Genomic DNA, 25064 nt, shown 5'->3' with positions numbered 1-25064 from the left:
GTGTGCGCTCAGCGACGGTCCGCGTCCAGGCGCTCCAGGTCCTCGTCCTCGTCCTCGTCCAGGTCGGTGTCGAGGTCGTCGCCGTCGTCGTCCTCTCCTTCGTCGCCCTCTTCTTCGTCTTCGTCGTCATCGTCATCGTCGTCCTCGACATCGTCGAAGACGGCGCTGACGTCGAAGCGGCAGACCACCTGCTGCGGGTCGACCTGCTCGAACGGGGCCTCCAGCCACTCTCCGGGGTCGGCCGGTTCGTCCGCCGCCATCACCCAGAGCGTGGAGTCGCCCTCCTCGAGCCCGAACTCCTTGTGCCGGGAGGCGATCTCGTCGGGCTCGAACTCGCCGAACAGCAGGCCGAGCGCGCCGTGGGTCGTCCCGGAGGCGGCCGGGCCGTCCTCGCCTTCCGCGGCCTCGATCCGCTGCGCCTGCGCCAGGAGACGCTGCGGCTCCGCCACGGCGTAGTCGCGGCGGATCAGTACGCTCAGCGCGTGCGGTTCCTCGGGGCCCGCGTACGGGGGCAGCGCGTCCTCCGCACCGGGGATCTCGAAGGGGGTGACCTCGTCGTATCGGTCGTAGAGCAGTTCGTCGTACACCTCTGCGGCCGCGGCCAGCTGGTTGAACGCCTCGTAGACGGCCGGGTCGTCCTCCCCCGACCTGCCTTCGACCGCGGCCAGGTGGCGGTCGAGCGCGGTCTTGACCGCCTCGGCGGCGGCGCGTACCTCGGCAGCGGTGGGCTGCGCAGCATCAGACATAGTGCAGACGCTATCCGTACCAGGCCCCAGCCCGCACAATAGATGCGATGCCGGAATACGAATTTGTCGACGTGTACGTACCGCGCGGGGTCTCCCGCAAGGAAACGGCACGTCTGCTGACGGACCACGCCGAGTACGGACACTGGGAGTTGCACCGTCTGAGCCTGCTGCGCGACGGCAGCCGCAAGGTGCGGTTGCGCCGGCGGATCATCCGCCAGGTGCGGGCCACGTGGTGAGCTGAGACGGCGCACCGGGAGAAGGCGTACACGGGAGCGGGCCCCGCATCGGCGGGGCCCGCTCCGTTTGCCGGGGGTGTCAGGCCGAGGCACGCGCCTTGCGGTAGAGGATCACGCCCGCCAGCAGCGCGCCCGCACCGGCCGGCAGGGTGAGGCCGAGCGGCAGGTCGCTGCCGGTCTCAGCGAGCTGGGCGTCGCCTTCGGGCTGAGTGACGAACTGGCCGCCCGGCTTGTTGCCCGGGTTTCCGGGGTTGCCAGGCTCACCAGGATTGCCCGGGTTCCCGGGGTTGCCAGGCTCACCAGGATTGCCCGGGTTCCCGGGGTTGCCAGGCTCACCGGGGTTCCCGGGCTCCCCCGGGTTGCCGGGCTCACCAGGATTGCCGGGCTCCCCCGGGTTGCCGGGCTCCCCCGGGTTGCCGGGCTCACCAGGATTGCCGGGCTCCCCCGGGTTGCCGGGGTTCCCGGGATTCCCCGGCTCGCCAGGCTGCCCGGGCGTCTCGTATCCGCCGCCGGGCGGGTCGGTGTGATGCCCGCCGGAGCCGTTCGCGCAGTCGTTGCCCGTGGTCGAGTTGCCGACGCCGATGACGTCGACACTGTTGCCGCAGGCGTTCACCGGCACATGGACCGGTACCTGGACGTGGTTGCCCGAGCCGACGCCGGGCGAGTCACTGGCGTGGCCGCCCGCGTGCGAGCCGCCGTGGCCGCCCGACGGCGATCCACCGCCCTTGTTGGCACACGAGTTGCCCACCGACGGGTTGAGGACACCGATGACGTTGACCGTGTTCCCGCAGACGTTGACCGGCGCGTGCACCGGCGCCTGCACCGTGTTCCCGGAGAGCACGCCGGGCGAGCCCGAACTGGAGCCCTGCGCGCCCGAGTCGGCGTAAGCGGAGCCGCCCGCGGCGGCGATCACGCCGGTCGCGGCCGCCACGGTCATCAGACCCTTGCGGGTGACCTGTCGCATTGCTGAATACCTACCTTCGGCCCTGTCTCGAATTCTCGAATTCTTATCGAATTCATCGAAAGAAGCGTTCGGTCCCGGAGCGCATGGCACGCGCTCCGGGACCGATGGCTTTTGAGCTCCCCTCAGAGAGGGGGAAGCGTCACTTGTTGACGCAGGTGTTGCCGAAGGCGGGGTTCAGCAGGCCGATCACGGAGACCGTGTTGCCGCAGACGTTCACCGGGACGTGAACGGGCACCTGAACAACGTTGCCGGACACGACACCCGGGGAGTGCACGGCGGCACCCTGGGCACCCGAATCGGCGACGGCCAGGCCCGCGCTCGCGAGAACCAGCCCACCGGTGGCAGCCGCAGCAGCGACGACCTTCTTGATCATTATTCCTCCTAGTTGGCAAAGCGACCCATCTTGCGATCGCATTACCTGTAACGAGGAGGGAGTAATGAGGCTACGAGCTTATGGTCACATTCACTCTTCCCAGTCGGTTCCGTACGGGCGAGCGAATATCGTCGTACCGGTGGTCCGATTCAGGACGCGTCGATGAACCGGTCGAGCACCCGCACGCCGAACTTCAGGCCGTCCACCGGCACCCGCTCGTCGACGCCGTGGAACATGCCCGCGAAGTCCAGCTCCGGCGGCAGCTTCAGGGGCACGAAGCCGAAGCCCCGGATGCCCAGGTCGTCGAAGGACTTCGCGTCCGTCCCGCCGGAGAGCATGTAGGGGACCGCCTTGGCGGTCGGGTCCTCGGCCAGCAGCGAGGACTGCATCGCCTCGACGAGCGCCCCGTCGAAGGTGGTCTCGACGGCTTTGTCCGCATGGACGTCCTCGCGCCGCACCTTCGGGCCGAGGATCCCGTCGAGGTCGGCGAGGAACTCCTCCTCGAACCCGGGCAGGAACCGTCCGTCGACGTGGGCGGTCGCCTCGCCCGGGATGACGTTGACCTTGTAGCCGGCACCGAGCTGCGTGGGGTTGGCCGTGTTGCTCAGGGTCGCGCCGATGAGCTTGGCGATGCCGCCGAGCTTCGCGAGGGTCGACTCCATGTCCTCCGGGTCGAGCTCCGTGCCGAACGCGTCACCGAGCTCGTCGAGGAAGGCACGGGTGGTCTTGGTGACCCGCACCGGGAACTTGTGCCGCCCCAGCCGCGCGACGGCCTCCGACAGCTCGGTGATCGCGTTGTCCCGGTGGATCATCGACCCGTGCCCGGCCGTGCCGGCCACAGTGAGCTTCATCCAGTGCATGCCCTTCTCGGCCGTCTGGATGAGGTAGAGCCGGCGCTGCTCGCTCACGGTGAACGAGAATCCGCCCACCTCGCTGATCGCCTCGGTGACGCCCTCGAACAGGCCGGGGTGCTTGCGCACGAGGTGCTTGGCACCGTAGGTGCCGCCCGCCTCCTCGTCGGCGAGGAACGCGAGGACGATGTCGCGCGGGGGCTTGCGCCCGCTGCGCAGCCGGTCGCGGACGACCGCCAGGGTCATCGCGTCCATGTCCTTCATGTCGACGGCCCCCCGGCCCCACACGCAGCCGTCGGCGACCTCGCCGGAGAAGGGGTGGTGGGTCCAGTCGTCGGCGTTGGCCGGTACGACGTCGGTGTGGCCGTGGATGAGGAGCGCGGGCCGGGAGGGGTCCTCGCCCTCGATCCGGGCCACCGTGGAGGCGCGGCCCGGGTGTGACTCGAAGATCTGCGGTTCGAGCCCGACCTCGGCGAGCTTCTCGGCGACGTACTCGGCCGCCTTGCGCTCGCCCGGACCCGAGTGGTCGCCGTAGTTGCTGGTGTCGATCTGGATCAGCTCGCGGCAGAGGTCCACGACCTCGTCCTCGCCGGTGACGCTCCTGGCCGTGTCCGTCTCGCTCACGTGCTTCCTCCCGCTGTCACTGCTGGTGGGTCCCTCTCATCCTCTCTCCACACGGCCCGGTCCCCAAGACCGCTCCCGGCCCGTCACACGCCGTTCACACCCCGGCCGGGGCGCGGCGGGGGTGATCGGCCACCCTCGAAAGCCTGGTAATGTTTACGTCGTCGCCGCGGGGAGAACCCGCGCGACAGACACCTTGTCCGGGTGGCGGAATGGCAGACGCGCTAGCTTGAGGTGCTAGTGCCCTTTATCGGGCGTGGGGGTTCAAGTCCCCCCTCGGACACAGATCGAAAAGCCCCTCTCGTCGAGGGGCTTTTCGTCGTTTCTCCCTGGGTCCGGAGGAATGTGGGCGACGTCTCGCCCCGCCGGGAGAAGCCCAGGTGGGAGTGGGCGGCGCCGCATCTGAGCGGTGTCTGGCGTTTGCCTCCGAGTGGCGGACATGACAGGACGAAGTCACCCGACCACTAGAGTATTGGGCTTGTTCGCGCCGGAACGGAACATCCCCAGGCAGACCTGCGGGCCCGTCGGCGCCCCGGATGGTCCGGGTTCGAGACGCGAGGATCCGATGGCCGCCCTGCACGAAAGCCCCGACCTCACTCTGCTGGACCGGGAGCTGAGCACAGGACTGCGCGACGTGGCCCGCTTCGCCGCGGATCCCGCGGCCTCGCCCCGCACCCTGGTCGACATCTTCGAGGCGTCCGTGCGTTCGTTCCCCGACGAGCCCGCACTCGACGACGGCCATCGGCTGCTCACCTACCGCGCGCTGGCCGTCGAGGTGGACAACCTGCGGCGGAGACTGGCCGCCGCCGAGGTCGGGCTCGGGGACCGCGTCGGTGTCCGGGTCCCCTCGGGCACCAACGATCTGTACGTGGCGATCCTCGGCGTACTGGCCGCCGGTGCCGCGTACGTGCCGGTGGACGCCGAGGACCCTGACGAGCGGGCCGCGCTGGTCTTCGGCGAGGCCGGGGTGCGGGCGGTCATCGGGGCCGGTCACGAGCTGACCCTGGGCGATGCCGCCGGGCACACCGCCGCCCGGCCCGGTGTCGGGCACGACGCGTGGATCATCTTCACCTCCGGCTCCACCGGGAAGCCCAAGGGCGTGGCCGTCGCCCACCGCAGCGCCGCCGCCTTCGTGGACGCGGAGGCCGCGCTGTTCCTGACCGACGAGCCGATCGGGCCCGGTGACCGGGTCATGGCGGGGCTGTCCGTCGCGTTCGACGCGTCCTGTGAGGAGATGTGGCTGGCGTGGCGGCACGGGGCCTGTCTGGTGCCGGTGCCGCGCTCGCAGGTCAGGAGCGGTGCCGATCTCGGGCCCTGGCTGGTCGAGCAGGAGATCACCGTCGTGTCCACCGTGCCGACGCTGGCGGCGCTGTGGGAGCCGGAGACGCTCAACGACGTACGCCTGCTGATCTTCGGCGGCGAGGCGTGCCCGCCCGAGCTGGCGCAGCGTCTGGTGACCGAGGGACGCGAGGTGTGGAACACCTACGGGCCGACCGAGGCGACCGTCGTTGCGTGCGCGTCGCTGATGAGGGGCGAGGAGCCGATCCGGATCGGGCTGCCGCTGGACGGCTGGGAGCTGGCCGTCGTGGACGAGGCCGGGGAGCCCGTCCCGATGGGCGGCAGCGGTGAGCTGGTGATCGGCGGCGTCGGACTCGCCCGGTATCTCGACGCCGAGAAGGACGCGGAGAAGTACGCGCCACTGGAGTCGCTGGGCTGGGAGCGTGCGTACCGCAGCGGTGACCTGGTGCGGGCCGAGCCGGAGGGGCTGGTCTTCCTCGGGCGGGCGGACGAGCAGATCAAGCTCGGTGGGCGCCGTATCGAGCTCGGTGAGGTGGACGCGGCGCTTCAGGCGCTGCCCGGAGTGGCCGGGGCCGCCGCCGCGGTGCGGACGGCCCGCAGCGGCAACCAGCTCCTCGTCGGCTACGTCGTCACCCAGGACGGCTGGGACCACTCGACCGCCGTCGAGCGGCTGCGCGCCGAGTTGCCCGCCGCTCTGGTGCCGTTGCTCGCGCCGGTCGGCGAACTGCCGACCCGTACGTCGGGCAAGGTGGACCGGAACGCGCTGCCCTGGCCGCTGGAGGGGCTGGAGACGGGCGGCCCGGCCGAGCCGCTGTACGGCACCGAGGCCTGGCTCGCCGAGCAGTGGACGGACGTCCTCGGCATTCCGGTCACGTCGGCCTCCGACGACTTCTTCGCGATCGGCGGGGGCAGTCTGGCCGCCGCCCAGCTGACGACGAGGCTGCGCACGCGCTATCCGAGCGCCGCAGTCCTCGACATCTACCAGCGGCCCGTCCTGCGGAAGCTGGCCCGGCATCTGGAGGAGTCGGTACAGGACGACAACGCCCGGCGGGTCGTGGCACCGGTGCCGAGGCGTGCCCAGCTCGTCCAGCTCCTGCTGCTGGTTCCGCTGTTCACGCTGCTCGGACTGCGCTGGACCGTGGTGCTCGCCGCGCTCGGGAACGTGCTGCCCGCCTGGTCCTGGCTGCCGGCCGCGCCCTGGTGGCTCGTCGCGGCCGGAGCCCTGCTGCTCTTCAGTCCGCCCGGGCGCCTGGCGCTCGCCGCGGGCGGGGCCAGGTTGCTGCTCCGGGGGGTGCGGCCGGGCCGGTACCCGCGCGGCGGGAGCGTCCATCTGCGGCTGTGGACGGCCGAGCGGCTGGCCGAGTTCAGCGGGGCGACCTCACTGACCGGATCCTGGCTGGAACGGTATGCGCGGGCGCTGGGCGCCAAGGTCGGGCCGGACGTGGACCTGCACTCGCTGCCGCCGGTCACCGGCATGCTCAAGCTGGGCCGGGGCGCGGCCGTCGAGTCCGAGGTGGACCTGTCCGGGTACTGGCTGGACGGTGACCGGCTGGAGGTCGGGCCGGTGAAGGTGGGCGCGCACGCCGTCGTCGGCACGCGCAGCCTGCTCTTCCCGGGCGCGCGGGTGGGCAAGCGGGCCGAGGTGGCGCCGGGTTCGGCGGTCACCGGACAGATTCCCACCGGGCAGCGGTGGGCGGGCGCGCCCGCGGTCAAGCTGGGCCGGGCCAAGCGCAACTGGCCGGGGGACCGGCCCGGGCGGGGCGCGTTCTGGCGGGTGATGTACGGCGTGACGGGTTTCGCGCTGACCGCGTTGCCGGTGGTCTCGGCGGCTGCCGCGCTGCTGGTGGCGGGGCTGTTCGTCGCCCCGGACGCCGGGCTCGGTGCGGCACTGCGTGGTGCCGTGCTCGCGTTGGTGCCGGCGACGCTCGCGTTCGGGCTGGCGTACGCGCTGCTGCTCGTGTTCGCCGTACGGCTGCTGAGCCTGGGGCTGCGGGAGGGCACACACGCCACGCACAGCCGGGTGGGCTGGCAGGCCTGGACCGTGACCCAGCTGATGGACCGGTCGCGGGACGTGCTGTTCCCGCTGTACGCGGGGCTGGTCACGCCGGTGTGGCTGCGGCTGCTCGGGATGCGGATCGGGCGGCGGGCCGAGGTGTCCACTGTGCTGGCCCTGCCCAGCCTGACCACGGTCGGCGAGGGCGCGTTCCTGGCGGACGACACACTGACCGCGCCGTACGAGCTCGGCGGCGGCTGGCTGCGGGTCGGGCGCGCGGAGATCGGCCGGCGGGCGTTTCTCGGCAACTCGGGGATGACCGGGCCGGGGCGGAGCGTGCCGGACGGTGGCCTGGTGGGTGTGCTGTCGGCGACGCCGAAGAAGGCCAAGAAGGGCAGCTCGTATCTGGGGCTGCCGCCGATGAAGCTGCCGCGTGCCGCGTCCGGCGGCGACCAGAGCCGGACGTACGACCCGCCCGCGCGGCTGCTGTGGGCGCGCGGGCTGGTGGAGCTCTGCCGGATCGTGCCGGTGTTCTGCTCGGCGGCGCTGGCGATGGGGACGGCGGCGGCGCTGTGCGCGCTCGGGGTGTGGGCTCCCCTTCTGTCCGGTCTGGTGCTGCTCGGGGCGGGCTGCGCGGCGGGGCTCGTCTCGATCGCGGCGAAGTGGCTGCTCGTGGGACGGCATCGCGCGGGTGAGCACCCCCTGTGGAGCTCCTTCGTGTGGCGCAACGAGCTGGCGGACACCTTCGTCGAGGTGCTGGCCGTGCCGTGGCTGGCCGGTGCGGTGCCGGGCACGCCGCTGCTGTCGGCGTGGCTGCGCGGGCTCGGTGCGCACATCGGCAGGGGGGTGTGGGTCGAGAGCTACTGGCTGCCGGAGACGGATCTGGTGACGCTGGGGGACGCGGCGACCGTGAACCGGGGTTGTGTGCTCCAGACCCACCTCTTCCACGACCGGATCTTGCGGACGGATACTGTGGTCCTCCGTGAGGGCGCCACTCTGGGCCCGGGCGGAATCGTCCTGCCCGGCAGCGCCGTCGGAGCCCGCGCCACGCTGGGTCCGGCGTCCCTGGTGATGGCCGCGGAGTCCGTGCCCGACGACACGCGCTGGCTGGGCAACCCGATCGAGGCATGGCGTCGCTAGGCGGAACCCCCGCGGGGCCGGGGGCCGACCGGATGTCGTACGAGCGCAGTGCAGGGAGCAGACGCAACAGTGGCGGTTCAGCAGTCAGTGGGTCAGGACCCGTACTTCCCGGGCAACGGTGATCTCCGGTACCGGGTGCATCGGTACGAGCTCACGCTGGACTACCGCCCCGCGCCGAACCGGCTCTCCGGAACCGCGCGGATCAACGCGATCGCGGGCCGTGGCCAGCTCACCGAGTTCCAGCTGAACCTCGCGGACTTCCGGGTGGGCCGGGTGAAGGTCGACGGCCGTACGCCGCACTACACGCACCGGGGCGGCAAGCTGCGCGTCCGTCCCGCGAAGCCGGTGCGCGCCGGTGCGGCCTTCACCGTCGAGGTGCAGTGGTCGGGGAACCCCCGGCCGGTGAACAGCCCCTGGGGCGGCCTCGGCTGGGAGGAGCTGGAGGACGGGGCGCTGGTGGCGAGCCAGCCGGTGGGGGCGCCGTCGTGGTACCCGTGCAACGACCGGCCCGCCGACAAGGCCTCGTACCACATCTCGGTCACGACGCCCTCGGCCTACGCGGTGGTGGCCGGTGGACGCCTGCTCACCCGCACGACGAAGGCCTCGACGACCACCTGGGTGTACGAGCAGGCGGCGCCGACGTCCAGCTACCTGGTGGGGCTGTCGATCGGGAAGTACCAGACCGTGCTGCTGGGTGACCCGGGCCCTGGCGGGGTTCCGCAGCACGGGCACATTCCGGCGCACCTGCTCCCCCGCTTCGCCCGGGACTTCGCACGGCAGCCCGCGATGATGGAGCTGTTCCAGGAGCTGTTCGGGCCGTACCCGTTCGACGAGTACGCGGTGGTGGTGACCGAGGAGGAGCTCGACGTCCCCGTCGAGGCGCAGGGGTTGTCGCTGTTCGGGTCCAACCACGTGGACGGGGAGCGGGGCTCGGAGCGGCTGGTCGCGCACGAGCTGGCGCACCAGTGGTTCGGCAACAGCGTGTCCATCGCCGACTGGCGTCAGATCTGGCTGAACGAGGGGTTCGCGAAGTACGCCGAGTGGCTGTGGTCGGAGCGCTCGGGAGGCCGTAGCGCCCAGCAACTGGCCGCCGGTGCACACCGGTTGCTGTTCTCGCTGCCTCAGGACCTCCGGCTGGCCGATCCGGGACGGAAGTCGATGTTCGACGACCGTCTCTACCAGCGGGGCGGGCTCGTCCTGCACGCGGTGCGGTGCGCGCTGGGCGACGACGCGTTCTTCCGCATGCTGCGCGGGTGGGCGGGGCAGCACCGGGGCGGGGCCGTGACGACGGCGAACTTCACCGCGCACGTGGGGCGGTTCACGGACGAGCCGCTGGACGCGCTGTTCGACACGTGGCTGTACGGGATGACGCTGCCGCCGCTGCCCTCGCCCCACACGGGTGGGGCCGTCTAGGACAATGGCCGGCATGACTACGCGTTCCTGCCCCTGCGGCCTCCCCGAGGCCTACGGCAATTGCTGTGGGCGCTACCTCCCCCAGTCTCGAACAACCTCGACCGGGGGGACCCCCATCGGGGCAGCCGCCGCGCCGACCGCCGAGGCGTTGATGCGGTCGCGGTACTGCGCCTTCGTGCAGGGCGACGTCGCGTACCTGCTGCGGACGTGGCACCCGAGGACGCGGCCCGGGCGGCTCGAGCTGGATCCGGGGATGCGGTGGACCGGGCTGGAGATCCTGGGGACCGGTGCGGGGTCCGCGTTTCATTCCAGTGGGACCGTGACGTTCCGGGCCTCGTACCGGGGCGGATCGCTGCACGAGCGGAGCCGGTTCGAGCGCGTCGACGGGGCCTGGGTGTACGTCGACGGAGACATCCTCGACTGAGAACCGCTGAGAGCTAGGGCGCCAGGATGTCGAGTTCCTGGAGGGCGCCGACCGTGATCTCGCGGGTCAGCTCCTCCGCGCGGACCGCGTCGCCCGCGCGGACCGCCTCGGCGACCTGTACGTGCAGGGTGACGGCAGCCGGGTCGGGGTCCTCGAACATCACGTCGTGGTGGGTGCGGCCGGCCAGGACCTCGGCGACTACGTCGCCGAGGCGGGCGAACATCTCGTTGCCGGAGGCGGCCAGGACGGCGCGGTGGAAGGCGACGTCGTGGACGAGGTACTCCTCCAGCTTGTGACCGCGTGAATTGGCGACCATGCCGAGGGCGCACTCGGTGAGTTCGGCACACTGCTCGGCGGTGGCGTGCCGGGCGGCGAGGCCCGCCGCGACCGGTTCGATCGCCGAGCGCAGCACCGTGAGGGACCGCAACTGCCCGGGGCGGTCGGCTCCTGCCAGGCGCCAGCGGATGACCTGGGGGTCGTAGACGTTCCACTCGGACTTGGGGCGGACCGTCACACCGACGCGGCGGCGGGACTCGACCAGGTGCATGGACTCCAGGACGCGGACCGCCTCGCGCATCACGGAGCGCGACACGTCGAAACGCTGGGCGAGTTCGTCGGTGCGCAGGACGCTGCCCGGCGGGTACTCGCCCGCCGTGATCTCGGGGCCGAGGGTGTCCAGTACATGGCCGTGCAGCCCTCGACCCGGTGTGCTCATGCACTCAGCGTACGGGGTAGATCACGGAGACAAAAAGTCAGACTTATTTGTCACGGCCTCTTGAATTAGTCGTACCTAATGGGTTTCAGTTGCGTCGACATCACGTGTCGACGAAGACAGCAGACAGTGAGGCAGCGATGAACACCCCCCACGTCGTCGTGGTCATGGGCGTCGCGGGCACCGGCAAGACCACCATCGGTCCCCTGCTCGCAGCCCGGCTCGGCGTTCCGTACGCCGAGGGCGACGACTTCCACCCGCAGGCCAACATCGCCAAGATGTCGGCCGGTACGCCCCTCACCGACGAGGACCGCTGGCCCTGGCTGGACGCCATCGGCGAGTGGGCGCACGGACGGGCCGGACTCGGCGGGGTGGTCAGCTGCTCGGCGCTGAAGCGGTCGTACCGCGACCGGCTGCGGGCCGCCGGGCCCGGCGTGGTCTTCGTGCACCTCACCGGTGACCGCGCGCTGATCGAGGACCGGATGTCGCACCGAGAGGGCCACTTCATGCCCACGGCGCTGCTCGACTCCCAGTTCGCCACGCTCCAGCCGCTGGAGAGCGACGAGGCGGGGGTCGGCGTGGACGTCCTGGGCAGCCCGGAGGAGATCACCGAACGGGCGGCGAACGCGCTCGCGGATCTTCCCGAGCCCGTCCAGTAGCCCCTCACTCCCTTTCCACGACTCCCCTCACTCCAAGGACACCTCTCCCGTGACCAGACTCAGCGTCGAGATGCTGGCAGCGGACGCACCCGAGCCGATCACCTCGGCCGGGCACGCGCAGCTGGGCATCGCCGTCCTGGCGGGCATCGCCGTCATCGTTCTGCTCATCACCAAGTTCAAGCTGCACGCGTTCCTGGCGCTGACCATCGGGTCGCTGGCGCTCGGCGCGATCGCCGGGGCGCCGCTGGACAAGGTCCTCCTCAGTTTCAGCGCCGGCCTCGGCACCACCGTCGCCGGCGTCGGCGTGCTGATCGCCCTCGGGGCGATCCTCGGCAAGATGCTCGCCGACTCCGGAGGCGCCGACCAGATCGTCGACACCATCCTCGAGAAGGCCGGCGGGCGGTCGATGCCGTGGGCGATGGTGCTGATCGCCTCCGTGATCGGACTGCCGCTCTTCTTCGAGGTCGGCATCGTGCTGCTGATCCCGGTGGTGCTGATGGTCGCCAAGCGCGGCAACTACTCACTGATGCGCATCGGCATCCCGGCGCTCGCGGGCCTGTCCGTGATGCACGGCCTGGTGCCCCCGCACCCCGGTCCGCTGGTCGCTATCGACGCGGTCGGGGCCGACCTCGGCGTGACGCTGGCGCTCGGTGTCCTCGTCGCCGTCCCCACGGTGATCATCGCCGGTCCGGTGTTCTCGAAGTACGCGGCCCGCTGGGTGGACGTACCCGCCCCCGACAACATGATTCCGCAGCGCGCCTCCGAGGACCTGGAGAAGCGCCCCGGCTTCGGCGCCACGCTGTTCACGGTGCTGCTGCCGGTGATCCTCATGCTCGCCAAGGCGCTGGTCGACATCGTCGTGGACGACCCGGAGAACCCGGTCCAGCGCGTCTTCGACGTCGTCGGCGCCCCGATGATCGCACTGCTCGCCTCGGTGCTGGTCGGCATCTTCACGCTGCTGCGGCCCGCCGGGTTCTCCAAGGAGCGGATATCGCCGCTCGTCGAGAAGAGCCTCATGCCGATCGCGGGCATCCTGCTGATCGTCGGCGCGGGCGGCGGCTTCAAGCAGACGCTGATCGACACCGGCGTGGGCCAGATGGTCCTGGAGATCTCCGAGGACTGGTCGATCCCGGCACTGCTGCTGGCCTGGCTGATCGCGGTGGCGATCCGGCTGGCGACCGGTTCGGCGACGGTGGCGACGGTCTCCGCGGCCGGTCTGGTCGCCCCGCTCGCGGCCGACATGTCGACCACGCACGCGGCCCTGCTGGTCCTCGCCATCGGCGCCGGCTCGCTCTTCTTCAGCCATGTCAACGACGCCGGGTTCTGGATGGTGAAGGAGTACTTCGGGCTGAGTGTCGGCCAGAACATCAAGACCTGGTCCGTCATGGAGACGATCATCTCGGTGGTCGCCGGCGGCATCGTCCTGTTGTTGTCCCTGGTGATTTAGGAGTAGGCACTGCTATGACGGCTCACCCTCTCTTCGACATCGGTGGCCGCACGGCCCTGGTCACCGGCTCCAGCCGGGGCATCGGACTCGCCCTCGCCCGTGGCCTGGCGGAAGCCGGCTGCACGGTCGTCCTCAATGGTCGCGACAAGGACCGGCTGGCCGAGGCCGCCGCCGGGCTGCCCGGCGACAAGGTGCACACGGCCGCGTTCGACGTGACCGACGGATCGTCCGTGGCGGACGGGATCGCCGAGGTCGAGGAGCGGGTGGGCCCGCTCGACATCCTCGTCAACAACGCGGGCATGCAACTGCGCGCCCCGCTGCTGGAGTTCACCGACTCGGACTGGCACCGGATTCTGGACACCAACCTGACCAGTGCCTTCCTGACCGGCCGTGAGGCGGCGCGCCGGATGACGGAACGCGGCCACGGCAAGATCATCAATATCTGCTCGCTGCAGAGCGAGGTCGTGCGGCCCGGGATCGCGCCGTACGCCGCCACCAAGGGCGCGCTGAAGATGCTCACCAAGGGCATGTGCGCGGACTGGGGCCCGAGCGGAGTGCAGGTCAACGGGCTCGGCCCGGGCTACATCGAGACCGAGCTGACCAAGCCTCTCGTCGACGACGAGGAGTTCAGCGCCTGGGTGCGGCGGCGTACCCCGGCCGGGCGCTGGGGCCGTACCGAGGACCTGGTGGGCGGGGTGCTGTTCCTCGCCTCCCCGGCCGCCGACTTCGTCAGCGGGCAGGTGCTGTACGTCGACGGCGGCATGACGAGCGTGCTGTGACCCTTCAGGAGGTTTCGATGCTGGGTTGTGTGATCCACGGTCAGGACGACCTCCGGGTCGCGGAGTTGCCGGTTCCGGAGCCCGGGCCGGGGCAGGCCCTGGTCGCCGTCCGGTACGGCGGGGTGTGCGGCTCCGATCTGCACTACTGGCGGCACGGCGGCGTCGGAGACTTCCGGCTCAGGGAGCCGATGGTGCTCGGGCACGAGGTCGTCGGGACGGTGCTCGAGTACGGGGCCGGCGCCTCGGGCCCGGCTCCGGGTACGGCCGTGGCCGTGCACCCGGCGACCCCGTGCGGGGTGTGCCCGGAGTGCTCGGCCGGGCGGCGGAACGTGTGCCGCGACACCAGCTACCTGGGCAGTGCGGCGCGTTTTCCGCATGTGCAGGGCGGGTTCGCGGCGCAGGTAGCCGTGCCGTGTGAGCAGTTGCGGGCGTTGCCGGACGGTCTGGAGCTGCGCCGGGCCGCGCTCGCCGAGCCGCTGTCCGTCGCGCTGCACGCGGTGCGGCGGGCCGGGGACGTGGCCGGGCGGCATGTTCTGGTGACCGGTGCCGGGCCGATCGGGTGTCTGGTGGTCGCGGCGGCGAAGGCGGCGGGAGCGGCGCATGTCACCGTGACGGACCTGCTGCCCGAGGCGTTGGAGTATGCCCGGGTCGCCGGTGCGGACACGGTTGTCCGGGCCGACGATCCCGACGACGCCGGGTGGCCCGATGAGGTCGATGTGGCGATCGAGGCGTCCGGAGTGGCCGCGGGACTTGACACGTGTCTGCGGCGGGTGCGGCGCGGTGGGGTTGTCGTGCAGTTGGGGATGTTGCCGCCGGGGCAGAGTCCGTTCGCGGGGAACCTTGTGGTGAGCCGGGAGATCGAGCTGCGGGGGGCGTTCCGCTTCGACACGGAGTTCGATGCGGCGCTGGAGTTGCTGGCGGTGGAGTCGGCGTTCGACGGGCTGGTCAGTGCGGTGGTTCCCGTGGGGGAGGCCGAGGGTGCTTTTGCCCTGGCTGCTGATCGGAGTCGGTCTTGCAAGGTGCTGTTGGATTTTGACGGCGCGCCGTAGGGGTTGATGCCGGCGGGCGGCTGCGGGTGCGTTGTGGCTTGTCGCGCAGTTCCCCGCGCCCCTGAGGTCCGACAACTACTGGCGCCATAGAGGGTGCTGGCGGTCCGCCCACTCTTTGCTCACCGTGCCCGTGCGCATACCTCTGCGGGATTCCGGGTCGGCCACGGCCATGCCGATGTGACCCGCCAGGACGATGCCGATGGTGAGGGCCAGCCAGTCGTGGACGAAGGTTGCGCTGGTGCGCCAGAGCAGGGGGGTGAGGTGGGTGAACCACATCATCAGGCCGGTGGCGAGCATGACGAGGGTCGCTCCGGCGATCCAGGCCGCGTAGACCTTCTGGCCGGCGTTGAACTTGGCGGCCGGGCGGGAGGCCTGCCGTTTGTCACGGTGCAGGGCGGCGCGCAGCCAGGTGCGGTCGTGCGGGCCAAAGCGGTTGAGATGGCCCAGGTCGGCTCGGAAGGCGCGGGAGGCGAGGCCTGCCAGGACCGGGAGGGGCAGGGCGAGGCCTGACCACTTGTGCAGGGTGACGACCAGGGCACGGCGGCCCACCAGTTCGGCGAGCTGGGGGACGTAGAGGCAGGCCGCCGTCAGTACGCAGACGCCCATCAGGGCGGCCGTCGTGCGGTGGATCCAGCGCTCGGCCTGGGTGAAGCGGCTGACATCGGCCGCGGTGTCAGCTCGTGGGTGCATCGTCGCGTCCGTTCGAGCGGCCCACCCAGGCGTCGATGTCGTAGCCGCGCTCCTCCCAGTAGCCCGGCTCGACGTCGTCGGTGAGGGTGATACCGGAGAGCCACTTGGCGGACTTGTAGAAGTACATGGGCGCCACATAGAGGCGGACCGGGCCGCCGTGGGAGTGGCCGAGATCCTTGTCCTGCATGCGCAGGGCGACCAGGACGTCCGCGCGGCGGGCCTGGGCGAGGGTGAGGCTCTCGGTGTAGGTGCCGTCGAAGCAGGTGAAGCGGACCGCCTTCGCGGTGGGGCGTACTCCGGCCGCGTCGAGGAGCCGGGAGAGGCGTACGCCTTCGAACGGTGTGTCCGGGACCCGCCAGCCGGTGACGCACTGGACGTCGCGGACCATCCGGGTCTGCGGCAGGGCTTTCAACGCGTCCAGCGTGTAGGTCGTGGGGCGGTCGACCAGGCCGTCGATCTTGAGACGGTAGGTGTCGGCGTTCTTGCGCGGGACGGACGAGGCGACCGAGTAGTAGCGGAAGCCGCCGCCGTTCGGGAGCAGTCCGGTCAGGCCGGTGGGGTCCTTGTCGGCGGCGCCGCCGAGGAAGCCCTCCAGGCCACGCTGCAGCTTGGGCGCGGCGACGACGCCCAGGGCGCCCACGGCGAGGGTGCCGAGGAAGACGCGGCGGCCGACCGGGGTGCCCCGCTCCTCGGGGTGTCCGTCGTTCACGCCGTCTTGTACGTCCTCGCGCACGCCCCCATTCACATCCTCGTCCACGTTCTCATTCGAACACCCGCGACCCCCGGCAGGACAGGGATCGCGGGTGCTCGTCAGACTTCCGTAACCACTTCTTACGTGGGCCGCCTCAGGACGACGCCGCCTTGTCCAGCTGGAACGCCTCGTTGCCGAGCCCGATCCGGGCGTGCTTCTCGGGGGCGCGGGCGCGCAGCACCAGGCCCAGGAGCAGGCCGGCGACCAGGGCGAGCCCGATGACGCCGGGCAGCACCCAGCTCAGCGAGGAGTCCGGGCCGGCGCCGACCAGCACCTCGAAGTCCTTCACCGTGTAGCCGGCGATCACGAGCAGGGCGAGGCCCGACAGCACGGAGGTGACCAGCCGCCAGGCCTGGGCGCCGGCGGCGCCGCGGCGGACGAAGAAGACGACGACGGACAGGGAGGCCGCCGCCATCAGGAGGATCACGCCGAGGGCGCCGATGTTGCCGAGCCAGGTGAACAGCCGCAGGACGGGCGCGGTCGGGTCGCCGACCGGCTTGTCGTCGGCGATCGCGAAGGCGGCCACGACCACCACGGCCACGGCGGTCTGCAGCAGCGAGCCGGTGCCGGGGGCGCCGCTGGTGCCGCTGGTGCGGCCGAAGGCGGCGGGCAGCAGTCCCTCGCGGCCCATGGCGAAGGCGTACCGGGCGACGACGTTGTGGAAGCTGAGCAGGGCGGCGAACATGCCGGTGACGAACAGGACGTGCAGGACGTCCGTGAAGGTGCCGCCGAGGCGGGACTCGGTGAGGAAGAACAGCATTCCGGCGCTCTGCTTCTGGGCCGTGCCGACGATCGCGGAGGGGCCGGTGGCGACGGTGAGGGCCCAGCTGCTCAGCGCGAAGAAGACGGCGACCCCGCCGACGGCGAAGAACATCACGCGCGGCACCAGGACGTGCGGGCGGCTGGTCTCCTCGGCGTAGACGGGGGCCTGCTCGAAGCCGAGGAACGCGGCGATGCAGAAGCACAGGGCGGTGCCGACGCCCGCGCCGGTGAGCGTGTCGGGGTTGAAGGCGTGCAGCGACAGGCCTTCCTTGCCGGGGTCGGCGAGGGCGGCGATGTCGAAGATCACGACGAGGAGCACCTCGATGACCAGCAGCACCCCGAGCACCCGCGCGTTGACGTCGATCTTCAGCCAGCCGAGCAGTCCGACGGCGAGGGCGGCCACGAGGGCCGGTATCCACCAGGCGATCCGCACGTCGGCGTATGTGGCGAGGAGTCCGGAGACCTCGAAGCCGAAGATGCCGTAGATGCCGATCTGGAGCGCGTTGTAGGCGACGAGGGCGACCAGGGCGGCGCCCGCGCCGGCGGTGCCGCCGAGGCCCCGGGAGATGTACGCGTAGAAGGCGCCCGCGTTGTGGACGTGGCGGCTCATCTCGGCGTAGCCCACGCTGAACAGGATCAGGACGACGCCGAGGAGGACGAAGAGCAGTGGCTGGCCGACGATGCCCATCACCGCGAATGTAGTGGGCATGACACCCGCGACCACCATGAGCGGGGCGGTCGCCGCGAGGACGGAGAGCAGCAGTCCCCCGGTGCCGAGGCGGTCGGCGCGCAGGGCGCGCTCCTGACCCTTGAAGGTACTGATGCCGCCGTCGGCGGCGGACGTGCTCGTGCTCGAACTGTCCGTGGTCATCGGGAGAGCGTCCTCACTTCTGGGATGCGGGGGTCAGGCCGTGCCGAGCGCGCCGGCGCGGGCGGCGACGAAGGCGGTGTGCGGGTCGCGGTCCGGGTACGACCAGGGCGCCGGGGTGGCGTACCGGCCGATCCGGTGGAACAGGGCGGCGGCCTCGGCGCCCCGCCCCTCGCAGAACTTGGCGTGGGCGAGGAAGTTCAGGTCGATCAGCCGGCGCGGGTGCCCCTCCAGCTCCCACTCCAGCCACCAGTCGAAGGCGGCCTTCATCACCTGCCGGGCGCGGCGGCCGGCCCAGTGGCCCGAGGTGGCCGGATCGGCGGGCTCGTACCCGGCGGCCGCCAGCACGCGGTAGCGCTCGGCGTGTGCGATGACGGGCAGGATCGCGAGCGGGGAGTCGGCCGGTGCCTGCTCGGCGGCCCAGTTGGCGAAGTCGTAGACCTCGTGCAGCGGGTCGGGGCCGGCATCGGTGCGGCGCGCGGCGAGCCGGGCGACCATCAGGTGGTGGGCGTGGTGGTGGTCGGCGTACCGGCCGCGGACCGCCTCGAATTGCCGGACCACGTCCATGTCACTGCCGGTCGCGCACTCCAGCATGAGCAGGCCGAGCCAGGGGGTGGGGTCGGCCGGGGTGCGGGCGACGGCGTTCTGACAGGCCTCGCGGGCGCGGGCCGGTTTGCCCTTGCCGCGCAGGACGCGCCGGACCTCGGCGAGGGCGAGCAGGACGGAGGCGTCGGCGGACTCGGGTTCGGCGAGCAGCCACTCACGGGCCCAGGCGGCGCTGTAGGACTCCCCCGCGAGGACCGTGATGCGGTGGCCGCGGCGGTCCCAGTCGTCCCCGGTCTGGGCCAGCAGGGAACGGATCTGCTGCCAGCGGCCCTGCGCCAGTGCGGCGCGCGCGGTCACGAGGTCGGCGTCGTCGAGGGCCTCGTCGAAGGCCTGTGCCGCACGTCTGCGGCCACGGCCGAGGGGAGGCGGGGGTGGGGACACCGCGGGACTTCCTCACGCGCTCTTCTTGTGTTTCGGCTCACGGCGGTCAATGGGGCGCGGGTGTGCGCAATGCCATGAACTGATCACACACAGCCAACCCCCAGCCAACGGTTGGCGTCAAGGGCCGCCGTGGCGTTACACGCGTCAACTGGTGTTACTTGTGAGGTTCTTGTGATCAACGGGGAGGCGGAGACTCATGTCAACAGCACCCGATTTATCCGTTTCGCCCTTTGTGACGTACGTCATAGCGTTGGCCGGGTTCGCCCCGGACGATGGCAGGACGTACGGGCGCGCCGGGCGGAGCCGGCCGGTACAGTCGGCCCTTACGCAACCGTGACCCGACCTGATGATCGAGGTACACCGCGTGTCGGTTCTAGTTCTCGTGCTCGCCCTGAGCGCCGCCTGCTGTCTGGGCTTCGGCTTCGTCCTGCAGCAGAACGCGGCCCAGCGGGCCCCCCTGAAAGACTTCCTCTCCTTCCGGCTGCTGATCGACCTGGTGAAGGTGCCGCGCTGGCTCGGCGGCATCGCGCTGATGGTGGTCGGCATGGCGCTGGGCGCCGCCGCACTGGGGCAGGGCGAGCTGTCACTGGTGGAACCGCTGCTGGCGACGAATCTGCTGTTCGCGCTCGCGCTGTCCCGCAGGCAGACCAAGCAGCCACTGGGCCGCCAGGGCTGGGCGGGCCTGTTGCTGCTGGCGGGCGGAGTGACCGCGTTCATCGTGGCGGGTCAGCCACAGGGCGGCGCCGCGACGGCCGATCCGGTGCGGCAGTACCTGATCATCGGGGCCATGGTCGGGCTCGCCCTGCTGCTCACGACACACGCCAAGCGTTCGCGGCTGAGCTCCGGACCGGTGCTGCTGGCCCTGGCCGCCGGGCTGCTGTACGGCGTGCAGGACGCGCTGACCCGGGTGAGCGGGCAGAAGTTCTCCGAGGGCGGCTTCGCCGAGCTGCTGACCGGCTGGCAGCCGTACGCGGTCCTCGCGCTGGGCGTCACGGGACTGGTCCTCGTGCAGAGCGCCTTCGAGACCGCCTCCCTGCGCAAGTCGCTGCCCGCCCTGACCGCGGCCCAGCCGCTCGCCGGGATCATCTGCGGCGTCGGCTTCCTCGGCGACCGCCTGCGGACCGACGCGGTGGCCCTGAGCTGGGAGGTCGGCGGTCTGCTGGCCGTGGTCGCCGGGATCGTGCTGCTGGGTCTGCATCCGGCGATGCCGCACGGGCTGGCGGAGCGGGCCCGTACGGGGACGCTGCAGGCACAGCCGCAGCAGGTGTGAACCCGGCGCCGCCCGCCGCTCGGACGCGGCCCCTGCTTGGATGAGGGCATGAGCGCTGCTGACGAGATCCTCGGCATCGTCGACGAGAACGACCAGGTCATCGGGCAGTACCCCCGGGGCCAGGTGTACGCCGAGGGCCTGCGGCACCGCTGTGTGTTCATCCAGGCCCGGGACACCGAGGGGCGCCTCTTCGTGCACCGGCGGACACCCACCAAGCTGGTCTTCCCCTCTCTCTACGACATGTTCGTCGGCGGAGTGGTCGGCGCGGGCGAGGCCTACGACACGGCGGCCCTGCGCGAGGCCGAGGAAGAGCTGGGCGTGACCGGCCTGCCGGACCCGCGGTACCTCTTCAAGTTCCTCTACGACAACGGCGCCGGCCAGAGCTGGTGGTCGGCGGTGTACGAGGTCCGCTGCGAGCTTCCCGTACGGCCGCAGGTCGAGGAGGTGGCCTGGCACGACTTCCTGCCCGAGGACGAGGTGGAGCGGCGCCTCGGGGACTGGGAGTGGGTGCCGGACGGGCTGGCGGCGTACGAGCGGCTCAAGGCGTTCCGGTCGATGGGCTGAGGGCGTATGAGCCGAGGGCGTATGGGCGTAGGGGCTGAGGGCCCGGCACCCACAGCGCCCGGCGAGCACCTCCCGGGTAGGGTCGCGCACGTGATCGAGTTCGTACGGAACGTCCGGTTGTGGTTCGCGCCCGCCGGGGTACGGCAGGACGGCGAGACGCCCGACTACCGGTTCTCCCTGGCGAACGAACGCACCTTCCTGGCCTGGCTGCGCACCGCGCTGGCGCTGATCGGCGGCGGCTTCGCCGTGGACCAGTTCCTGCCGGACCTGCGCTGGGGCTGGCGGGTGGGGCTGGCCCTCGCGCTGCTCGCGGCGGGGGTGCTGTGCTCGCTGCGGGCGGTCAACCACTGGGTGCGCTGCGAGCGGGCCATGCGCCGGGGCGAGGATCTGCCGGTATCCCGGTTCCCGGCGTTGCTGAGCCTCGTCGTCGCGGTCGTCGCCGTCGCGATGGTGCTTGTGGTGCTCGTGGGGTGGGAGGGGTGAGCGCGGCCGACAGCGCGCCTCGCAACCCTGACCGCGACCCCGGGCTCCAGCCCGAGCGGACCCGGCTCGCGTGGCGGCGTACGACCCTCTCGGGCACGGTCTCCGCCGTCCTCGCCGTGAAGACCGCGCTGCACGGCGGCGCGTCGGTGGCCGGGGTCGTCGCGTGCGCCCTGTGCTGTGTCCTGTGGCTGGGCTTCCTCGGTGTCGCCCACCGCCGCATCCGCACCCTCGCCGCCCCCGGCAGCCCAGCGGCGTTCGCGCCCCGGCATGCCACGGCCGCGGCGCTCTGCACGGTGGCGATGGCGGTGTGCGGGGCCGCCCTCGTTCTCTAGTGCCCCGACAGGCAACGTTTGCCCCGTCGCGACGCCCGGCACGCTCCCCCACTGCCTTAAGGGCGCGGGAGGTGCCCCCACTCGCCGCACCGGCCGAAGCCGAAGTACATCCAGTACGAGGGCTTCCGGCCGGCACTCCCCCAGCCTTCGGCCGGGGGGACCCCCAGAGCACGCACCGGACGCCGCTCCTTGACGGCAAACGTTGCCTGCCGGGGCACTAGGCCGGCTACCAGGGGGCTACACGCCCTCGGTCTCCCAGTCCACCGTCACGACGATCTTGCCGCGGGTCCGGCCCTCCTGGCTGCGCAGGTGCGCGTCCGCCGCCCGCTCCAGCGGGAACGTCTCGGAGACGTGCACGCTCACCACGCCCTGTTCCGCCAGGTCGGTCAGCCGCTGGAGGTCCTCGGCGTCGGGGCGTACGAAGTAGTAGCGGCCGCCGTAGTTCACGACGTCGCCGTCGGCGATCGATACCAGGCGGCCCTCGGGGGCCAGCAGGTTCGCCGAGACCTTCATCGCGTCCCCGCCGACCGTGTCGAACACCGCGTCCACACCCTCGGGCGCCAGTCCCCGCACCCGCTCGCCCAGGCCCTCGCCGTACGTCACCGGCTCCCCGCCGAGGCCCCGCACGAAGTCGTGGTTGGACTCGCTCGCCGTACCGATCACCCGGGCGCCGAGGTGGGTGCCGAGCTGCACGGCGATCGAGCCGACGCCGCCGGCCGCCGCGTGCACCAGGACGGTCTCACCCCGCTTCACCTGGAGCACCTTGAGCAGCACCTGGTAGGCGGTGAGCCCGACCAGCGGCAGCCCGGCCGCCTCCTCGAAGGACAGGTTGCGCGGCTTGCGGGCGAGGGCGCGCAGGGGCGCGGCCACGTACTCGGCGAAGGTGCCCCGGGAGAGGAAGTCCTCGCGCACGTACCCGATGACCTCGTCCCCGACGTCGAACTCCGAGACGGCCACGCCGGGCCGTACGACGACGCCCGAGACGTCCCAGCCGGGCACCACGGGGAAGGCGGGTTCGAGGATGGCGTCGAGGTAGCCCTCGCGGGCCTTCCAGTCGACGGGGTTCACGGACGCCGCCCGCACCTTCACCAGCACCGCGTCCGGGCCGACCTTGGGTTCGCGGACCTCTCCGAACGCCAGCACCTCGGGTCCGCCGTACCGTGAGTAGCTGATGGCCTTCATGGCTCCGACCTTCCGGGCTCCCCGCGCGGCACGCAAGCCGGAATGGCCTGAACGAAGCGGCCAGGGGCCTTCCGATGGCTCCCCGGCGTCTCGCGTGAGGAGCCGTCGGCCTATCGTGGCTCCGATCACGTTTCGGCCCCCCTCTGGACGACATACCGACCGGTCGGCATCATTGTCGGGAACCGTCCATCTGCCCGTAGGAGCGCGCATGAGCCCCGACCACCCGCCCGGACTCGATCTCGACCGGCTGCGCGGCCTGCTCGACCGGGAGCGGCCCGGCCTGGTGAACGGCCCGCTGTCCGGCCGGCTGATCGAGGGCGGACGGTCGAACCTCACGTACATGGTCTCCGACGGGACCGCCCGATGGGTCGTACGACGGCCTCCCCTCGGCCATGTCCTGGCCACCGCGCACGACATGAAGCGCGAGCACCGGGTGATCAGCGGGCTGTATCCGACCGCCGTGCCGGTTCCGCGGCCGGTGCTGCTGTGCGAGGACGAGGAGGTGCTCGGGTCGCCCTTCTACGTCATGGAGTTCGTCGAGGGCACGCCCTATCGCACCGCCGACCAACTGGTGCCGCTCGGCCCGGAGCGGACCCGGGGCGCGGTGCTGAACCTCGTGGACACGCTGGTGGAGCTGCACGCGGTGGACCCCGCCGAGGCGGGTCTCGCGGACTTCGGGCGGCCCGAGGGCTTCCTGGACCGGCAGCTGCGCCGCTGGGGCAAGCAGCTGGACGCCTCCCGCAACCGCGATCTGGACGGCATCGACGAACTGCACGCCGCGCTCGGCCGGGACCTGCCCCGCTCCCCCGCCCCGGCCGTCGTGCACGGCGACTACCGGCTCGACAACGTGCTGATCGGCGAGGACGACACGATCCGGGCCATCCTCGACTGGGAGATGTCGACGCTGGGCGACCCGCTCACCGACCTCGGCCTGCTGGTCATGTACAGCATGCCGCTGGGCATGCCCGAGTCCCCCGTCTCCACGACCGCCGAGGCCCCCGGGCATCCGTCGCCGTCCGAGCTCATCGAGCGGTACGCCGCACGCTCGGGGCGCGACGTCTCCGCGGTCTCCTGGTACACGGCGTTCGCCTGGTTCAAGCTCGCCGTGATCCTCGAGGGCATCCATTACCGCTACACGCTCGGCCAGACGGTCGGGCGCGGGTTCGACCGCATCGGCGACCTCGTGCCCGTCTTCGTCCGGCACGGGCTGACCACGCTTCACGAGGGCCTTCAGGAGGGCTGATCCGTATGGACTTCGCGTTCGACGCACGCACCGAGGAACTGCGCGTCAAGCTCCTCGCCTTCATGGACGAGTACGTCTATCCGGCCGAGGCGGTGGCGGAGGAGCAGCGCGACGGGCTCGCCTCGCCGTGGGAGACGGTGCCCGTGGTCGAGGAGCTGAAGGCCGAGGCGCGCAGGCAGGGCCTGTGGAACCTCTTCCTGCCGGACTCCGAGTACGGGGCCGGGCTCACCAACCTGCAGTACGCGCCGCTCGCCGAGATCATGGGCCGGTCCCCGCAGCTGGCGCCGACGGCGACCAACTGCGCGGCGCCCGACACCGGGAACATGGAGGTGCTGACCCAGTTCGGTGACGAGCGGCAGCGCAAGCAGTGGCTGGAGCCGCTGCTGGCCGGTGAGATCCGCTCGGCGTTCGCGATGACCGAGCCGGAGGTGGCCTCCTCGGACGCCACCAACATCACCACGCACATCCGGCGGGACGGCGACGAGTACGTCATCACCGGCCGCAAGTGGTACATCTCCGGGGCGATGAACCCCGACTGCAAGATCTTCATCGTGATGGGGAAGACGGATCCGGACGGGGACGACATCCGCCGTCAGCAGTCCATGGTGCTGGTCCCCCGCGACACGCCGGGCGTGACCGTCAAGCGCGCCATGCGGGTGTTCGGCTACGAGGACCACTCCCACGGCGGCCACGCCGAGGTGATCTTCGACGACGCGCGCGTGCCGGCGTCGAACCTGATCGGCGAGGAGGGCGGTGGCTTCGCCATCGCGCAGGCCCGGCTCGGTCCCGGCCGGATCCACCACTGCATGCGGCTGATCGGCATGGCCGAGCGGGCGATCGAGCTGATGTGCCGGCGGGCCGCGTCCCGTACGGCCTTCGGCAAGGCGCTGGCACAGCAGGGTGTGGTGCACAACTGGATCGCGGACGCGCGGGTGACGGTCGAGCAGTTGCGGCTGCTGGTGCTGAAGACGGCGTGGCTGATGGACACGGTCGGGAACAAGGGGGCGCACACCGAGATCCAGTCGATCAAGATCGCTACGCCTCGTGCGGTGGTGGACATTCTCGACCGGGCGATCCAGCTGCACGGTGCGGGGGGTGTCAGTCAGGACTTCCCGCTGGCGGAGCTGTACGCCGGGGCGCGGACGCTGATGATCGCGGACGGGCCCGATGAGGTGCATCAGCGGTCGCTGGCTCGGCGGGAGTTGAAGAAGTACCTGTAGGTGGTG

24 protein-coding genes and 1 tRNA gene are annotated in these 25064 nt (G+C 71.3%); 15 read left to right on the top strand and 10 right to left on the bottom strand.

What is annotated here, in order from left to right; genetic code table 11:
- Positions 1-8: 8 nt before the first annotated feature.
- The gene (locus tag OG542_RS32550; protein WP_328415500.1) at positions 9-746 is read right to left on the bottom strand and encodes a hypothetical protein; all 738 of its coding nucleotides are present in this window, start codon (positions 744-746) and stop codon (positions 9-11) included.
- A gap of 47 nt (positions 747-793) precedes the next feature.
- Between OG542_RS32550 and OG542_RS32545 the strand changes: the two genes are divergently transcribed.
- Positions 794-982, top strand: a complete 189-nt coding sequence (locus tag OG542_RS32545) for a DUF5703 family protein (RefSeq protein ID WP_010045410.1) — start codon at positions 794-796, stop codon at positions 980-982.
- 79 nt (positions 983-1061) lie between these two features.
- On the opposite strand, the gene OG542_RS32540 is transcribed toward OG542_RS32545, so the two are convergent.
- The 3 genes from OG542_RS32540 to OG542_RS32530 form a co-directional block, all read right to left on the bottom strand.
- A complete protein-coding gene (locus OG542_RS32540) occupies positions 1062-1946 on the bottom strand; it encodes a chaplin (RefSeq protein ID WP_328415499.1) in 885 nt (294 codons plus the stop codon).
- Positions 1947-2085: 139 nt separating this feature from the next.
- Positions 2086-2319 (bottom strand): chaplin ChpH, encoded by a 234-nt coding sequence (chpH, locus tag OG542_RS32535; RefSeq protein ID WP_193480343.1) that lies wholly within the window; start codon positions 2317-2319, stop codon positions 2086-2088.
- Between the two features lie 149 nt (positions 2320-2468).
- Positions 2469-3794, bottom strand: coding sequence for a M20/M25/M40 family metallo-hydrolase (locus tag OG542_RS32530; protein ID WP_193480344.1), 1326 nt, complete (start codon positions 3792-3794; stop codon positions 2469-2471).
- Between the two features lie 195 nt (positions 3795-3989).
- Between OG542_RS32530 and OG542_RS32525 the strand changes: the two genes are divergently transcribed.
- The 4 genes from OG542_RS32525 (at position 3990) to OG542_RS32510 (ending at position 10060) form a co-directional block, all read left to right on the top strand.
- Positions 3990-4074 (top strand) — tRNA-Leu (locus OG542_RS32525).
- A gap of 282 nt (positions 4075-4356) precedes the next feature.
- The gene (locus OG542_RS32520) at positions 4357-8223 is read left to right on the top strand and encodes a Pls/PosA family non-ribosomal peptide synthetase (RefSeq protein ID WP_328415497.1); all 3867 of its coding nucleotides are present in this window, start codon (positions 4357-4359) and stop codon (positions 8221-8223) included.
- 69 nt (positions 8224-8292) lie between these two features.
- Complete coding sequence (locus OG542_RS32515) at positions 8293-9636, top strand: M1 family metallopeptidase (protein ID WP_328415495.1); 1344 nt, start codon at positions 8293-8295, stop codon at positions 9634-9636.
- A gap of 13 nt (positions 9637-9649) precedes the next feature.
- Positions 9650-10060 carry a YchJ family protein gene (locus OG542_RS32510; protein WP_311124820.1) on the top strand — a complete coding sequence of 137 codons (411 nt, stop codon included), beginning with the start codon at positions 9650-9652 and terminating at the stop codon, positions 10058-10060.
- Between the two features lie 13 nt (positions 10061-10073).
- Here the strand turns inward: OG542_RS32510 and OG542_RS32505 are convergent, their stop codons facing one another.
- A complete protein-coding gene (locus OG542_RS32505) occupies positions 10074-10775 on the bottom strand; it encodes a FadR/GntR family transcriptional regulator (RefSeq protein ID WP_193480348.1) in 702 nt (233 codons plus the stop codon).
- 137 nt (positions 10776-10912) lie between these two features.
- On the opposite strand from OG542_RS32505, the gene OG542_RS32500 reads away from it, so the two are divergent.
- From OG542_RS32500 to OG542_RS32485, 4 genes are read left to right on the top strand one after another with little or no spacing between them, the layout of a single operon-like run.
- A complete protein-coding gene (locus tag OG542_RS32500; RefSeq protein ID WP_328415492.1) occupies positions 10913-11431 on the top strand; it encodes a gluconokinase in 519 nt (172 codons plus the stop codon).
- A 49-nt stretch (positions 11432-11480) separates the two neighbouring features.
- A complete protein-coding gene (locus OG542_RS32495; protein WP_311124823.1) occupies positions 11481-12878 on the top strand; it encodes a GntT/GntP/DsdX family permease in 1398 nt (465 codons plus the stop codon).
- 14 nt (positions 12879-12892) lie between these two features.
- Positions 12893-13657, top strand: coding sequence for an SDR family oxidoreductase (locus OG542_RS32490; RefSeq protein WP_328415489.1), 765 nt, complete (start codon positions 12893-12895; stop codon positions 13655-13657).
- A gap of 17 nt (positions 13658-13674) precedes the next feature.
- Positions 13675-14706 carry an L-idonate 5-dehydrogenase gene (locus tag OG542_RS32485; RefSeq protein WP_328415487.1) on the top strand — a complete coding sequence of 344 codons (1032 nt, stop codon included), beginning with the start codon at positions 13675-13677 and terminating at the stop codon, positions 14704-14706.
- Positions 14707-14781: 75 nt separating this feature from the next.
- Here OG542_RS32485 and OG542_RS32480 read toward each other — a convergent pair whose 3' ends face one another.
- The 4 genes from OG542_RS32480 to OG542_RS32465 all read right to left on the bottom strand — a co-directional run bounded on the left by OG542_RS32480 (position 14782) and on the right by OG542_RS32465 (position 18764).
- Positions 14782-15396 (bottom strand): cytochrome b/b6 domain-containing protein, encoded by a 615-nt coding sequence (locus OG542_RS32480; protein ID WP_311124826.1) that lies wholly within the window; start codon positions 15394-15396, stop codon positions 14782-14784.
- The gene (locus OG542_RS32475; RefSeq protein WP_261679733.1) at positions 15380-16105 is read right to left on the bottom strand and encodes a molybdopterin-dependent oxidoreductase; all 726 of its coding nucleotides are present in this window, start codon (positions 16103-16105) and stop codon (positions 15380-15382) included. The genes OG542_RS32480 and OG542_RS32475 overlap by 17 nt, the downstream gene beginning before the upstream one ends.
- A 136-nt stretch (positions 16106-16241) precedes the next feature.
- Positions 16242-17780, bottom strand: coding sequence for an APC family permease (locus tag OG542_RS32470; protein ID WP_328415485.1), 1539 nt, complete (start codon positions 17778-17780; stop codon positions 16242-16244).
- 33 nt (positions 17781-17813) lie between these two features.
- Complete coding sequence (locus OG542_RS32465; protein WP_328415484.1) at positions 17814-18764, bottom strand: hypothetical protein; 951 nt, start codon at positions 18762-18764, stop codon at positions 17814-17816.
- 364 nt (positions 18765-19128) lie between these two features.
- Between OG542_RS32465 and OG542_RS32460 the strand changes: the two genes are divergently transcribed.
- The 4 genes from OG542_RS32460 (at position 19129) to OG542_RS32445 (ending at position 21413) form a co-directional block, all read left to right on the top strand.
- Entirely contained in the window at positions 19129-20034 is a 906-nt protein-coding gene (locus OG542_RS32460) for a DMT family transporter (protein ID WP_328415482.1), read from the top strand.
- Between the two features lie 48 nt (positions 20035-20082).
- Positions 20083-20598 (top strand): NUDIX hydrolase, encoded by a 516-nt coding sequence (locus OG542_RS32455; RefSeq protein ID WP_328415480.1) that lies wholly within the window; start codon positions 20083-20085, stop codon positions 20596-20598.
- A gap of 90 nt (positions 20599-20688) precedes the next feature.
- Entirely contained in the window at positions 20689-21081 is a 393-nt protein-coding gene (locus OG542_RS32450) for a YidH family protein (RefSeq protein WP_184597509.1), read from the top strand.
- A complete protein-coding gene (locus OG542_RS32445; RefSeq protein WP_328415478.1) occupies positions 21078-21413 on the top strand; it encodes a DUF202 domain-containing protein in 336 nt (111 codons plus the stop codon). The genes OG542_RS32450 and OG542_RS32445 overlap by 4 nt, the downstream gene beginning before the upstream one ends.
- A 237-nt stretch (positions 21414-21650) precedes the next feature.
- Here OG542_RS32445 and OG542_RS32440 read toward each other — a convergent pair whose 3' ends face one another.
- Positions 21651-22595 carry an NADP-dependent oxidoreductase gene (locus OG542_RS32440; protein WP_328415476.1) on the bottom strand — a complete coding sequence of 315 codons (945 nt, stop codon included), beginning with the start codon at positions 22593-22595 and terminating at the stop codon, positions 21651-21653.
- 208 nt (positions 22596-22803) lie between these two features.
- On the opposite strand from OG542_RS32440, the gene OG542_RS32435 reads away from it, so the two are divergent.
- Positions 22804-23838, top strand: a complete 1035-nt coding sequence (locus OG542_RS32435; RefSeq protein WP_328415474.1) for a phosphotransferase family protein — start codon at positions 22804-22806, stop codon at positions 23836-23838.
- A gap of 5 nt (positions 23839-23843) precedes the next feature.
- Positions 23844-25058 carry an acyl-CoA dehydrogenase family protein gene (locus OG542_RS32430; RefSeq protein WP_311124834.1) on the top strand — a complete coding sequence of 405 codons (1215 nt, stop codon included), beginning with the start codon at positions 23844-23846 and terminating at the stop codon, positions 25056-25058.
- Positions 25059-25064: the final 6 nt, after the last annotated feature.

This window comes from Streptomyces violaceus, from assembly GCF_036014075.1.
Lineage (GTDB): Bacteria > Actinomycetota > Actinomycetes > Streptomycetales > Streptomycetaceae > Streptomyces > Streptomyces violaceus.
Note: the sequence above shows the minus strand (reverse complement) of the source record. Positions and strands in the feature narration are given on the sequence as shown.

Excerpts from the sequence above, each read along its gene's own strand:
- OG542_RS32455 (WP_328415480.1), top strand. The coding sequence starts at position 20,083 with ATGAGCGCTGCTGACGAGATCCTCGGCATCGTCGACGAGAACGACCAG.
- OG542_RS32505 (WP_193480348.1), bottom strand. The coding sequence starts at position 10,775 with ATGAGCACACCGGGTCGAGGGCTGCACGGCCATGTACTGGACACCCTC.
- OG542_RS32510 (WP_311124820.1), top strand. The coding sequence starts at position 9,650 with ATGACTACGCGTTCCTGCCCCTGCGGCCTCCCCGAGGCCTACGGCAAT.
- OG542_RS32440 (WP_328415476.1), bottom strand. The coding sequence starts at position 22,595 with ATGAAGGCCATCAGCTACTCACGGTACGGCGGACCCGAGGTGCTGGCG.
- OG542_RS32550 (WP_328415500.1), bottom strand. The coding sequence starts at position 746 with ATGTCTGATGCTGCGCAGCCCACCGCTGCCGAGGTACGCGCCGCCGCC.
- OG542_RS32520 (WP_328415497.1), top strand. The coding sequence starts at position 4,357 with ATGGCCGCCCTGCACGAAAGCCCCGACCTCACTCTGCTGGACCGGGAG.
- OG542_RS32435 (WP_328415474.1), top strand. The coding sequence starts at position 22,804 with ATGAGCCCCGACCACCCGCCCGGACTCGATCTCGACCGGCTGCGCGGC.
- OG542_RS32470 (WP_328415485.1), bottom strand. The coding sequence starts at position 17,780 with ATGACCACGGACAGTTCGAGCACGAGCACGTCCGCCGCCGACGGCGGC.
- OG542_RS32485 (WP_328415487.1), top strand. The coding sequence starts at position 13,675 with ATGCTGGGTTGTGTGATCCACGGTCAGGACGACCTCCGGGTCGCGGAG.
- chpH (WP_193480343.1), bottom strand. The coding sequence starts at position 2,319 with ATGATCAAGAAGGTCGTCGCTGCTGCGGCTGCCACCGGTGGGCTGGTT.
- OG542_RS32500 (WP_328415492.1), top strand. The coding sequence starts at position 10,913 with ATGAACACCCCCCACGTCGTCGTGGTCATGGGCGTCGCGGGCACCGGC.
- OG542_RS32480 (WP_311124826.1), bottom strand. The coding sequence starts at position 15,396 with ATGCACCCACGAGCTGACACCGCGGCCGATGTCAGCCGCTTCACCCAG.
- OG542_RS32545 (WP_010045410.1), top strand. The coding sequence starts at position 794 with ATGCCGGAATACGAATTTGTCGACGTGTACGTACCGCGCGGGGTCTCC.
- OG542_RS32490 (WP_328415489.1), top strand. The coding sequence starts at position 12,893 with ATGACGGCTCACCCTCTCTTCGACATCGGTGGCCGCACGGCCCTGGTC.
- OG542_RS32430 (WP_311124834.1), top strand. The coding sequence starts at position 23,844 with ATGGACTTCGCGTTCGACGCACGCACCGAGGAACTGCGCGTCAAGCTC.
- OG542_RS32540 (WP_328415499.1), bottom strand. The coding sequence starts at position 1,946 with ATGCGACAGGTCACCCGCAAGGGTCTGATGACCGTGGCGGCCGCGACC.